At 73.2% G+C, this 11,856-nt stretch carries 12 protein-coding genes and 1 tRNA gene; 3 read left to right on the forward strand and 10 right to left on the reverse strand.

The features are described 5' to 3' along the window. Positions 1 to 61 precede the first annotated feature (61 nt). Entirely contained in the window at positions 62 to 709 is a 648-nt protein-coding gene (locus tag K7854_RS15580; RefSeq protein WP_226027095.1) for a MerR family transcriptional regulator, read from the forward strand. 16 nt (positions 710 to 725) lie between these two features. On the opposite strand, the gene K7854_RS15585 is transcribed toward K7854_RS15580, so the two are convergent. Next, positions 726 to 1,529: an exodeoxyribonuclease III gene (locus K7854_RS15585; protein ID WP_226027096.1), complete on the reverse strand. Its 804-nt coding sequence runs from the start codon at positions 1,527 to 1,529 to the stop codon at positions 726 to 728. A gap of 68 nt (positions 1,530 to 1,597) precedes the next feature. Here K7854_RS15585 and K7854_RS15590 point away from each other — a divergent pair, with 68 nt between their 5' ends. Beyond that, complete coding sequence (locus K7854_RS15590; RefSeq protein WP_226027097.1) at positions 1,598 to 2,083, forward strand: GNAT family N-acetyltransferase; 486 nt, start codon at positions 1,598 to 1,600, stop codon at positions 2,081 to 2,083. A gap of 16 nt (positions 2,084 to 2,099) precedes the next feature. On the opposite strand, the gene K7854_RS15595 is transcribed toward K7854_RS15590, so the two are convergent. Together K7854_RS15595 and K7854_RS15600 are read right to left on the reverse strand one after the other, a co-directional pair. Then, positions 2,100 to 3,836 carry a hypothetical protein gene (locus tag K7854_RS15595; RefSeq protein WP_226027098.1) on the reverse strand — a complete coding sequence of 579 codons (1,737 nt, stop codon included), beginning with the start codon at positions 3,834 to 3,836 and terminating at the stop codon, positions 2,100 to 2,102. A gap of 125 nt (positions 3,837 to 3,961) precedes the next feature. After that, a complete protein-coding gene (locus K7854_RS15600; protein WP_226027099.1) occupies positions 3,962 to 5,119 on the reverse strand; it encodes a nuclear transport factor 2 family protein in 1,158 nt (385 codons plus the stop codon). A 95-nt stretch (positions 5,120 to 5,214) separates the two neighbouring features. Between K7854_RS15600 and K7854_RS15605 the strand changes: the two genes are divergently transcribed. Further along, a complete protein-coding gene (locus tag K7854_RS15605; protein WP_226027100.1) occupies positions 5,215 to 6,198 on the forward strand; it encodes a LysR family transcriptional regulator in 984 nt (327 codons plus the stop codon). Here K7854_RS15605 and K7854_RS15610 read toward each other — a convergent pair. From K7854_RS15610 to galU, 7 genes are all read right to left on the reverse strand, one after another. After that, positions 6,180 to 6,253: transfer RNA gene (locus K7854_RS15610), tRNA-Ala, on the reverse strand. The two genes, K7854_RS15605 and K7854_RS15610, sit on opposite strands and share 19 nt — an antisense overlap. Before the next feature lie 55 nt (positions 6,254 to 6,308). Next, on the reverse strand, positions 6,309 to 7,583 hold the full coding sequence (gene sepX, locus K7854_RS15615; RefSeq protein WP_226027101.1) for a divisome protein SepX/GlpR: 1,275 nt from the start codon (positions 7,581 to 7,583) through the stop codon (positions 6,309 to 6,311). Between the two features lie 169 nt (positions 7,584 to 7,752). Next, on the reverse strand, positions 7,753 to 8,430 hold the full coding sequence (locus K7854_RS15620; protein ID WP_226027158.1) for a GNAT family N-acetyltransferase: 678 nt from the start codon (positions 8,428 to 8,430) through the stop codon (positions 7,753 to 7,755). Further along, positions 8,427 to 8,966, reverse strand: a complete 540-nt coding sequence (locus K7854_RS15625; protein WP_226027102.1) for a MogA/MoaB family molybdenum cofactor biosynthesis protein — start codon at positions 8,964 to 8,966, stop codon at positions 8,427 to 8,429. Before K7854_RS15625 ends, K7854_RS15620 begins: the two co-directional genes overlap by 4 nt. Then, a complete protein-coding gene (gene moaC / locus K7854_RS15630; protein WP_226027103.1) occupies positions 8,963 to 9,475 on the reverse strand; it encodes a cyclic pyranopterin monophosphate synthase MoaC in 513 nt (170 codons plus the stop codon). Before moaC ends, K7854_RS15625 begins: the two co-directional genes overlap by 4 nt. Positions 9,476 to 9,561: 86 nt before the next feature. Beyond that, entirely contained in the window at positions 9,562 to 10,911 is a 1,350-nt protein-coding gene (gene glp, locus K7854_RS15635; RefSeq protein WP_372481036.1) for a molybdotransferase-like divisome protein Glp, read from the reverse strand. 5 nt (positions 10,912 to 10,916) lie between these two features. Then, entirely contained in the window at positions 10,917 to 11,819 is a 903-nt protein-coding gene (gene galU, locus K7854_RS15640) for a UTP--glucose-1-phosphate uridylyltransferase GalU (protein WP_226027104.1), read from the reverse strand. Positions 11,820 to 11,856 lie beyond the last annotated feature (37 nt).

Below are 11,856 nucleotides of genomic sequence, written 5' to 3' on the forward strand. Positions count from 1 at the left end.
TACTCATGGGTAGGGGTCGGGCGGAGGAAAGTTACCGGCGGTACACCATAAGGTCGTGGGCGTGACGGAGAAGCGCGAATACCGCATAGAGGAACTGGCCCGGCTGGCCGGCATCACGGTGCGCACCCTGCGCTTCTACCGCGAACGCAAACTGATCCCGCCGCCCCGCCGCGAGGGCCGCATCGCCTGGTACGACGACCACCACCTGGCCCGCCTGCGCACGATCGCGGCCCTCCTGGAACGCGGCCACACCCTGAACGGCATCGCGGAACTGGCCGACGCCTTCGACCACGGCCGCGACGTCGGCGACCTGCTCGGCCTCGGCGAACCCACCGAGGAGACCCCGGTCCGCCTCACCCCCGAGGAACTCGCCGCCCGCTTCGAGGGCGAGGTCACCCCGGAGAACCTGGCCGCCGCGATGGAGCTGGGCTACCTCGGCACCGACGGCGACGAACTCGTCCACATCAGCCACCGGCTGCTGGAGGTCTCCTCCGCCCTGGTCCGCGCGGGCATCCCGCTCGGCGAGGTCCTCCGGGCCGGCGCCCGCGTCCGCGAGCACGCCGACGCACTCGCCGAACTCTTCGCCGACCTGATACTGCGCCACGCCCCCGAACCGGAACTCCACCGTCTGCGCCCGCTGGCCCGCAGCGTGGTGGAGGCGGAGCTGTCCCTGGCGCTGGACCGGCGGATGCGCAAGGGCTCGCAGTAGCTGCCCGCCCCGGCCGTCAGGGGCCGTAGACCACCGTGACCGGCGCGTGGTCGGACCAGCGCTCGGCGTGCGTGGCGGCCCGCTCGACGTACCCCTTGAGCGCCCTGGCGGCCAGCCCGGGGGTGGCCAGGTGGTAGTCGATGCGCCAGCCCGAGTCGTTGTCGAAGGCCCGCCCCCGGTACGACCACCACGAGTACGGCCCCTCGACGTCCGGGTGCAGGGCGCGCACGACGTCCACGTACCCGCCCTCGGACGGGTCGAGGACGCGGCCCAGCCACTCCCGCTCCTCCGGCAGGAACCCGGAGTTCTTCTTGTTGGCGCGCCAGTTCTTCAGGTCGGCCTCGCGGTGGGCGATGTTCCAGTCGCCGCAGACGACGACCTCGCGCCCCTCGGCGGCGGCCCGCTCGCGCAGCTCCTTGAGGTAGGCCAGGAACTCGCCCATGAAACGGACCTTCTCGTCCTGGCGCTCGGTGCCGACCTCGCCGGAGGGCAGATAGAGGGAGGCGACCGTCACACCGGGCAGGTCGGCCTCGACATAGCGGCCACTGGTGTCGAACTCGGTCGAGCCGAAGCCGATCCGGACCGCGTCGGGCTCACGGCGCGTGTAGAGGGAGACCCCTGCGCGGCCCTTGGCGGCGGCGGGGGCGTGCGTCACGTGCCAGCCCTCGGGCGCGCGGACGTGCTCCGGCAGCTGCTCGGGTTCGGCCCGCACCTCCTGGAGGCACAGCACGTCGGCGGAGGTGTCGGCGAGCCACTCCACGAAGCCCTTCTTCGCGGCGGCGCGCAGACCGTTCACGTTCACGGAGGTCACGGTGAGCACCAGGGCACGATACCGGCACACTGGACGATGTCCCGCTCCGGTCTCCGCATCGATATACGGTAGGAAGAATGAACATACGCCGGGTCCCCTTCGACCACCCCGACGCCGTGAAGCTCAACGACGAGGTCCAGGCCGAGTACGACGTCCGCTACGGCGACGGCGGCGACGCCACGCACCTGGACCCGTCGGACTTCGCGCCGCCGAACGGCCAGTACCTGATCGCGTACGACGAGAACGACGTCCCGGTCGCCTCCGGCGGCTGGCGCAGCCAGGACGCCAACGACGAGGGCAATGAGGACGGGGACGCCGAACTCAAGCGGATGTTCGTGATCGAGCAGATGCGCGGGCGCGGGCTGGCCCGCCGCATCCTGGCCGCCCTGGAGGAGGACGCCCGGGCGGCGGGCCGGACCCGGATGGTGCTGGAGACGGGCACCAAGCAGCCGGAGGCCGTGGCCCTGTACACGTCCAGCGGGTACGAGCCGTGCGGGAAGTTCGGCTACTACCGCTTCCACGAGGAGAGCCTCTGCTACGCGAAGGCTCTCCGGACCCCGTAAGTCCCCGCGGCCGCCGTCAGGCCGTGCCGCCCGCCCGGCGACGGCGTGCGACGACGATCAGCACGCCGCCCGCGGCGAGGGCCAGCGCCGCGCCCGCCGAGGCGAACAGCGCGGTGGAGCCGGTGGAGGCCAGCAGCCCGTCCCCGCCGCCCTGGGCGGACTGGCCGCCGGTCGTGCCCCCGGTGCCCCCGGCGGTGCCGGTCGCTCCGGTGCCGGCGCCGCCCGTGTCCGAGCCGCCGGCCGTCCCGGTGCCGCCCGTGGAGTCCGAGCCGCCGGTGGTGCCCGTACCGCCCGTGGAGTCCGAGCCGCCGGTGCCGCCGCCGCTGTCGCCCGGCGTCTCCTCGTCACCCGTGCCGTTCAGCACGATCCAGCCCGTGTCGTTGGACGGGTCGCCCTCCCACGGGTTGTCGTACTCGGGCAGCGCGATCTTGCCCTTGGCGCCCGCGACGACCTTGTCGATGCGCAGCTTGAAGGGGAAGGTGCGCGCGTCGTCCTCCAGGAACGGGGTGTCGGCGAAGCACAGGTACTCGGACGGTGACTCGTCGTTCATGGGGCTGCAGGGGCTGTCGACGACGCTGGCGCCCTCGGGGATCTGCACGCTGAAGCCGATCGGCTCGCCGCCCGAGCGCAGCCCGCCGAGCCAGGCGGGCCCGTGGTTGCTCAGGCCGACGTCGACGGTGACGGTCTCGCCCTGCTCGCCGGCGACGCGGGCGCCGGTGAGGTCGAGGTCGTAGGTGTTCTGCTGGGGCAGGTCGATCTCGGCGTACTTGGTGTAGTCGCCGCTCTGGCCGCCCTTGACCGGCTTCAGGGTGAGCGTCCTGCCGGAGCCCTGCCGGTGGTCGGCGCCCGTCCGCAGCGCGCCGGCCTCCTTGGCACCGACCGCGTCGAAGCTGTAGCCGAAGATGTCGCCGAGCGCGAAGTCCGCGGTCTTCACCCGGACCGGTTCACTCAGTTCGTAGGCCGTGCCGGGCAGGAACTCGCCCTCGAAGGTGCACAGGGCGACGTGGCGGTAGCGGATCAGGTCGTCCTCGCTCTCCTCGGCGTACGAGCAGTTGTCGTACGAGTCGGGGAAGGACAGGCCGCGGCTGCCGGTGAAGCGGAGCACGACACCGTCGGCCGGCATGCTGCCGACGTTGCGGAAGCCGAGCGGGGCCTCGTAGGTGTCGCCGGGGCGGAAGCCCGCGGGTTCGGCGGGGAGCTTCTTCTTCAGCAGCTCCGGGCCGCCGACGAGCACGTCGACGGTGTGCTCGTTGAACTCCAGGCCCTCGCCCTCGCCGGTGACTTCGATCTTGCCGTGGTCACCGGCCTCGGCGGTGTCCAGCAGGTCGAGCCGGATGTCCCAGGACGGGTTGTAGACGTCGCCGGGGTAGAGGCTGCTCTCCTCGCAGACCGCGACCAGGCCGTCCACGGCGCAGGAATCCGGCAGGCCGACCTTGGCGAAGCCCTTGAGCGCGGTGGCGTCGATGGTGATCCGGTAGCCGCTGTTGGGGATCGGCTCCGGGTCCGTGTCGCTGTCCGGGTCGTACTCCCCCGGGCCGGTGAGCCCGAGTTCGATCTGCGGCTGCCCGGGTTCGCCCTCGGCTCCGTCGAGCGCCAGGTCCACCTTGTCCGGACCGGTGATCGTGACGGGCAGCGGTGCCTGACCGTCCGCCGCGTGCGCGACGCCGGTCAGTCCGGCCGCGGCGAGCCCGGCGGCTGCCGCCCCGGCCACGGCCGCACGCGCCCAGGGCGAGCGCAGGAAGCCAGTTCTCATGGTGTGTTTTTCTTCCGTTCCCCAGACGACAAGAAGGGTGCCGGTGCACGGCACCGCACACGGGTGACCCACGGGAAACGGCCATGGTTGCGCTGTACATGATCACGGATGCGTCTCGGCGCCGGTCAGGAGTGGCGGTGGTAGGCCTTGTTGGCGATGCGCCAGCCGTCGTCGACGCGGACCAGCAGGAAGACGTCGGTGAACGTGTCCGCCCCGTGCGCGAGCGTCATGGTGGCGGTCGCGACGGTCCCGTGGACGTCGACGGCGTCGATACGGCGCGTCCGGGCCGGCTCGTCCGGGGCCGGCCGGCCCGGGAAGAGAGCGCAGTACTCGTCCAGGCGCCAGGAGACGAACGCGCCCTCCCGGATCCCCTCGATGTGGGCGCTGGGCAGGAACGCGCCGCGGAAGTGGGCGGGGTCGCCGGTGGCGTGTCCGCGCAGGTAGGCGCGCAGCGGTGCGAGTACGGCGGCCGGTACGGCGGGGACCGTGGCGGCGACGGCGAAGTCGGCCTCGGGGGCGGCGGGGGTGTCGGCAAGGCCCGCCGCGCTGCGCAAGGGGGTGTCCGACGCGGCGGCCAGCAGGGCCATGTCCTTGGCCAGCGCGCCGATCGTGAACTCGGCCGGGGCGGCGGCCGGCCCGTCGAGCAGGAAGGGCCGCTTGCGGGCCACGAGGGCGCCTAGCCCGCCGAGTTCGAGGACGTCCAGGGTCTGGGTGCGGGGCAGGCCGAGGGCGTCGGCCTGCCGCAGTGCGTCGCGCAGCGCGAGGACGGCTCCGGCGAGGCCGTTGTTGGCGATCAGCTTGAGCGCGGCGGCGGTGGCGGCGTCGTCCATGTGCCGGACGGTGCCCAGCGTTTCCAGCACCGGCCGGATCCGGTCGAGTGCGCTCCGCTCGGCGGCGGCCAGGATCTGCAGGGCTCCGGCGGCGGCGGACGGCACCGAGCCGAGCACCGGCGCGTGGACGTAGGACGGGCCGAACTGCCGGGCCAGCGCGGATGCTTCGGCGGGGGCGACGGTGCTGGTGTTGAGCACGATCGCGTCCGCCGGCAGCGCGTCACGGACCTCGTCGAGCACCTGTCGGCAGGCCGGGCCGTCGAAGAGGGCCAGCACGACGAGGTCCGCCCGCGCGACGGCCTCGCGCGGGTCCTCGGTCACCTTGACGCTGCCTGCCGCGCGCCCCGAGCGTGTCCAGCCGACGACGTCCCGGTCGTGGGCGGCCAGTCGTGTCGCGATCGCTCCGCCCATGCGCCCCAGGCCGAGGACGGCGATCGTGTGCGGTGTGGTCATACGCGCCACGGTGGTGCATCCCCTGGCATGCGACAAGCGCAGATTTCGCATGCCCACCCTGCGCCGCCCGCATACCGAATGCCCATACTGCCGTCATGGATCTGACTGTGTGGCGGACTTTCGTGACCGTGTGCCGGGTGGGATCGCTGTCGGCGGCGGCAGCCGAGCTGAATCACACCCAGTCGGCCGTCTCCCGGCAGATCGCCGGGCTGGAGCGGCAGTTCGGGGTGCCCCTGGTGGAGCGCCATGCCCGCGGGGTGCGCCCGACGCCGGCCGGTGAGGTGTTCCGGCGCCATGCCCTGGCCACGCTCGGCGAGGCCGACCGCGCCGTGCGCGCCGTGCGAGACGTCCGCGACGGAGTGGGCGAGCGGCCGCTGGCCGTCGGGGCGACGCCGTCGCTCGCGGCGGGAATCGTTCCGGAGGCCGTCCGGGGCCTGTTGAAGCAGACCGGTTCCCTCCGGTGGAGCCTGCTCCCCGGTCTGAGCGCCCATCTGCACAGCCGTGTGGTCGCCGGCGACCTCGACATCGCCGTCGTCACCGACGCTCCGCCGGGGCTGGCCGTGGACCCGCGGCTGGAGCGCCGGTTCCTCGGGCTGGACGAGATGGTCGTCGTACTGCCCTCAGGTCATCCGCTGGCCGGGCGCGGGCCGGTGCGCATCCAGGAGTTGGCCGACGAGACCTGGGTCGAGGACAACGAGGGCTCGGCGGCGCTCCTGGGCCGGCATGCCGCCCGTGCCGGAGTCGGCGTCCGCATCGACCTCACCGCGGCCGATCTGCCCGGCAAGCTGGCCCTGGTCGCCACCGGTCACGCCATCGCGCTGATCCCCGGAGCGCTGACCCGCGCACTGCGGGCCGACGTCACCACGGTCGGCCTGGTGGACCCCCCGGCCCGCGGCATCTACACGATCACCCCGCGCCGCGACCCCCACCCCTGCTCGGCACCCCTGCTCGAACTGCTCGCCACGGCCTTCGCCGCGATCCGTCCGGCGCAGACTCCGCACCAATCCACCACGACGTCAAAGCCCCGGTCGGGAGATCCCGACCGGGGCTTTGAGCTGCGTGGACCTGAGGGGATTTGAACCCCTGGCCCCCTCGATGCGAACGAGGTGCGCTACCGGACTGCGCCACAGGCCCTTGCAACGAGTGAAACTCTAGCACCCCGTCCGGCCTGCTCAAAAATCCCTTCCGGCTACTCGTTGGCCGCGCGGGGACGGTCGCCGTCCTCGTACTGGTCGAAGAGCGGTGTGCGGCCCCGTTCCCGGGCCCGGCGGGCCGAGGCGGCGCGGCGGGCGTCGCTGCGCCCCGGGGTCTCCGGGCGCTCCTCGGCCGGCGCGGCCGCCGGGCGGTCCCGGTCCGCTCCCTGGTCCCGGGCGGCGGGCGCGGCGTCCTCCTGGTCGGGCGCGACGGTGCTGGAGCGGGCCGAGCTCCACGCGTCCGGCGCCGCGAGGTCCACGTCGGGTGTGGCGCGCGGGGCGACCGGCGCGGTCACGTAGGTGGGCAGGGGCACCGGGACGGGGTCCCAGCTGTCGCCCTGCGGGCGCCCCCGGCGCTCCCGCTGCTGGTCGACCCACTCGGCGTGGTCGGTCTGCTCGACCAGGGCCCGCCGGTCCGCGGCGAGCGCCGACATTCCGGCGCCGGGCTCCGCCTCGGGTCCGTCGTCCGGCTCCTCGGCGTCGAGGTCGCCGAGGGCGCCGGGGGCGGAGACCGCGGGTCCGCGGCCGCGGGGGCGGGGGTCGCGGTCCCGCAGTCGCTGCGCGGCGGCCTCGGCCTGGCGGCGGTCCATCTGGAAGGCGAAGCGGCGGCGCTCCTGGGCGCGCAGGTGGGCGATGTAGGCGCTGAGCAGCACCGCGGGCACTCCGGGCGCCCACAGGAAGGCGAGCCCGCCGACCGCCGCGACGACCGAGCCGAGCGTGAAGGCCAGGAACAGCATCACCGTCGTACGCCGCCGGCGGGCGAGCACCTTGCTGCGCCGGGCCCGTGCCGCGGCCGCCCCCGGCGAGACCGGTGCGCGCCGGGCCTGCGGCACCCGCCCCCGTGCCGATGCCGGGGCGGTGCCGGACGCGGCCGGGTGGCCGGGCTCCGCGGACTGGCCACGTCTCGGGCCGTCGCCGGTTCCGCCCGCCCGGGGGCGCGCCGCTTCGGCCCGGTCCGCCGCCTGCCGCGGCGGGGCCGGCCGGGAGTGCCGCCGGGTCCTGGACACGGCGAAGGCCCGGACGTCCACCGAGTCGGTGACGGCGTCCGGGGCGTCGGCGTCGGGCTCCGCCTCGTCGGCGGAGCGCGACCGCAGGTCCTTGGCGTACCGGCGCTCCATGCCCGCCCGTCCGGACAGGAGCCGGATGGCGGTGCTGAAGCGTTCCGTCGGACGGGCCTCGTTCAGCTCGTCCTGCCTACGGAGCCACATCGGCACCAAGTAGGCGGCCCAGGCCCCGACAATGACTGCGTAGATGAGGCCGCTGCTGCTCACGCCTCACACGGTAGAGGGGTTTGCGTGAGGCCATCCGCCAATTGAGCCGGTGTGTCGCACGATCTGGCTGATATTTCGAACTTTTCTTGTGACCGATCCGATCAGCCGACTGCCAGGAGCGCGAAATTACCCGCTTCCGGATGGTCGCGACCCGATCAATTTCGAACGTTTATTCAATTCCCGGGGTTGTCGTGTTGCCCGTGGTGCCGCTGTTCCCCGCGTTCGGCGTGCCGCGGTGCTGCCGTGACCGGTGCCATCGCCGCAGCAGGCCTTCGGGAACCTCTTCCGCGGTGAGCGCGAAGACGAGATGGTCCCGCCAGGCTCCGTCGATGTGCAGATATCGCGGCCGGAGGCCCTCCTCGCGGAATCCGAGTTTCTCCACGACCCGGCGGCTGGGCGCGTTCTCGGGGCGAATGCAGACCTCGACGCGGTGCAGCCCGACGGTGCGGAAACAGTGGTCCACGGTCATCGCCACGGCCGTCGGCATCACCCCGCGCCCGGCCACCGCCTCGTCCACCCAGTAGCCGATGTGCCCGGAGCACATCGAGCCCCAGGTGATGCCGGCCACCGTCAACTGGCCGACCAGCCGCCCCTGGTACTCGATGACGAACGGCAGCATCCGGCCCGCGTGGGCCTCGGACCTCAGGTGCCGCACCATCTGCCGGTAGGTCGGCCGGTGCGCGATCGGGCCGCCGGGCCCGGGGGGCGGAATGGTGGCCTCCCACGGCCGCAGCCAGTCCCGGTTGCGCCGGTTGACCTCGCGCCAGATCCGCTGGTCGCGCAGTCTTATCGGCCTCAGGACGATGTCGCCGTCCCTCAGCTCCGCGGGCCAGGACGGGCTGTTCAGCTCGCACCCCCACCACTGGCGGGTCTCGGGTGGTCGCCGCCGCGGAGCTGGTCCACGGCGTGCTTCAGCAGCGGCTCCAGCACGGCGAGGCCGTCCTTCACCCCGCCGGAGGAGCCCGGCAGGTTGACGATCAGCGTCCCGTCCGCCACTCCGGCCAGGCCCCTGGAGAGCACCGCGGTCGGCACCTTGTCCCGGCCGTACGCCCGGATCGCCTCCGCGATGCCCGGGACCTCGTAGTCGATCACCGCCCGGGTCGCCTCGGGGGTGCGGTCGGTCGGCGAGACGCCGGTGCCGCCGGTGGTGACGATGACGTCGTAGCCCGCTTCGGCGCCCGCGCGCAGGGCGGCTTCGACGGGGTCGCCGTCGGGGACGACTCGCGGGCCGTCGACGGCGAACCCGAAGCGGCGCAGGCCCTCGGCGACCAGCGGGCCGCCCTTGTCCTCGTAGACACCGGCGGCGGCCCGGTTGGACGCCGTGACGACCAGGGCGGCGTACGGCCCGGGGAGGGCCCCTCCCACACCGTCGTCCGGCGTCATGACCTGGTCCAGTCGCCGGACTTGCCGCCCGTCTTCTGCTCCACCCGCACGTCCGTGATGACCGCTCCCTTGTCGACCGCCTTGACCATGTCGACCACGGTGAGCGCGGCGACGGAGACCGCGGTGAGCGCCTCCATCTCGACGCCCGTGCGATCCGTCGTCTTCACCGTGGCGGTGATCTCCACGGCGTCGTCCGCGACCGACAGGTCCAGTTTCACACCGGAGACCGACAACGGGTGGCACAGGGGGATCAGGTCGGGGGTGCGTTTGGCGCCCATGATGCCCGCGATCCGGGCGGTGGCCAGGGCGTCGCCCTTCGGCACGCCCTCGCCGCGCAGCAGCTCGACCACGCGGGGCGCGACGAGGACGCGTCCGCTGGCGCGGGCGGTGCGGGCGGTCACGTCCTTGCCGGACACGTCGACCATCCGGGCGGCGCCCGCCTCGTCGATGTGCGTCAGCCGGTCCTGCGGGTCCTGTCCGCTGCCCGGCGGTCGGTCCTGCGTACTCATGCTCGTGTGGCGCTCCCGGTCCTGGCCCGGCGCGGTGCGGCGCGTGGGCCTGCTGTGCGCGACACGGTACCGCCATCGGGGACCGGTCAGCCGAGCAGGACCACCTCGACCCGGGCGCCGGGCTCGACGGACTCGGTGTCCTCGGGGACGACGATCAGCGCGTTCGCGTGCGCGAGGGCGGCCACCAGGTGGGAGCCGGAGCCGCCGACCGGGGTGACCGATCCGTCGGCGTGGCTGCCCCGCAGGAACTGCCGGCGGCCCTTGGGCGAGGTCAGCGCCTTGTCCGCGGCCAACGACGCGGTGACCGTCGGGCGGTGCACGTCGGGCAGGCCCATGAGGGTGCGGATCGCCGGGCGCACGAACAGCTCGAAGGAGACGTACGACGAGACCGGGTTGCCCGGCAGGGCGAGCAGCGGGGTGTGGTCCGGGCCGATCGAGCCGAAGCCCTGGGGCTTGCCGGGCTGCATGGCGAGCTTGCGGAAGTCCACGCCGCCGCCCGGCTCGTCCTCGTCCCCGACGTGCGCCAGCGCCTCCTTGACCACGTCGTACGCCCCGACGCTCACGCCGCCGGTGGTGACCATCAGGTCGGCGCGCACCAGTTGGTCCTCGATGGTGGACCGCAGGGTCTCGGCGTCGTCGGCGACCGCGCCCACCCGGTAGGCGATGGCACCGGCGTCCCGGGCGGCCGCGGTGAGCGCGAAGCTGTTGGAGTCGTAGATCTGACCGGCGGCCAGCTGCTCGTCGGGCTGGACCAGTTCGCTGCCGGTGGAGAGCACCACCACGCGCGGGCGCGGGCGCACCCGTACCGTGCCCCGGCCGATCGCGGCGAGCAGGCCGATCTGCGGCGGGCCGAGGACCGTGCCGGCCGCCAGGGCGCGGTCGCCGGCGCGGACGTCGCTGCCCTTGGCACGCACGTGCGCGCGTGCCTCGGCCGGCCGGTACACGTGGACGTGGCCCTCGGCGCCCTCCGGGGCCAGGCTGCGGGCGCGCATGCCGGCCACCGGGCCCTCGCCGAGCCCGCCGTCGGTCCACTCGACGGGGACGACGGCCTCGGCGCCGGGCGGGAGCGGGGCACCGGTCATGATCCGGGCGGCCTGGCCGGGGCCCACGGCGACCGGGTCGGTCTGGCCGGCGGCGACGTCCCCGACGACCTCCAGGACCGCGGGGAACTCCTCGCTGGCCCCGGCGACGTCGGTGACCCGCACCGCGTACCCGTCCATGGAGCTGTTGTCGAACGGGGGCAGGGACAGCGGCACCGTGACGTCGTCGACCAGGACGCAGCCCTGGGCGTCGAGCAGGTTCAGCTCGATGGGGTCCAGGGGGCGGACGGTGGACAGGACGTCGTCCAGGTGGTCCTGCACCGACCACAGCCGGTCCGGACCGGAGCCCGCGGCGGCGTGGTCGTGGCCGGTGTCACGGTGTGCGCTGCTGCTCAACGTCCTTACATCTCCTCGGCTACGTAACTGCGAAGCCAGGTCCGGAAGTCCGGGCCCAGGTCTTCACGTTCGCATGCGAGTCTGACAATGGCACGCAGGTAGTCGCCGCGGTCGCCGGTGTCATAGCGGCGGCCCTTGAAGACCACGCCGTGCACCGGGCCGCCCACGGACTCGTCCTCGGCGAGCCGCTGGAGGGCGTCGGTCAGCTGGATCTCGCCGCCGCGGCCGGGCTCGGTCTTGCGGAGTATGTCGAAGATGTGCGGGTCGAGGACGTAACGGCCGATGATGGCGTAGTTGGACGGGGCGTCGGCCGGGTCGGGCTTCTCGACGAGTCCGCCGACCTTGACGACGTCGCTGTCCTCGGTGCTCTCCACGGCCGCGCAGCCGTAGAGGTGGATCTGCTCCGGCGCGACCTCCATGAGGGCGATCACACTGCCGCCGTACTGCTCCTGGACGTCGATCATGCGCTGGAGCAGCGGGTCGCGCGGGTCGATCAGGTCGTCGCCGAGCAGGACCGCGAAGGGCTCGTGGCCGACGTGCGGGGCGGCGCACAGCACGGCGTGGCCGAGGCCCTTGGGGTCGCCCTGGCGGACGTAGTGGATCATTGCCAGGTCGCTGGACTCCTGGACCTTGGCCAGACGACCGGCGTCGCCCTTCTTCTGGAGGGCGGACTCCAGTTCGTAGTTGCGGTCGAAGTGGTCTTCCAGGGGCCGCTTGTTGCGGCCCGTGACCATGAGGACGTCGCCGAGGCCCGCGGCCACGGCCTCTTCGACCACGTACTGGATCGCCGGCTTGTCGACGACCGGCAGCATCTCCTTGGGAGTGGCCTTGGTGGCCGGCAGGAACCGGGTACCGAGACCGGCTGCTGGGATGACAGCCTTGCTGATCCTGGGGTGGGACTGAGTCATGCGCGCCACCATATCCGGTGCCTATAGGGAGAATCTG

Origin of the sequence: Streptomyces hyderabadensis, assembly GCF_020404845.1 — a bacterium.
GTDB lineage: Bacteria > Actinomycetota > Actinomycetes > Streptomycetales > Streptomycetaceae > Streptomyces > Streptomyces hyderabadensis.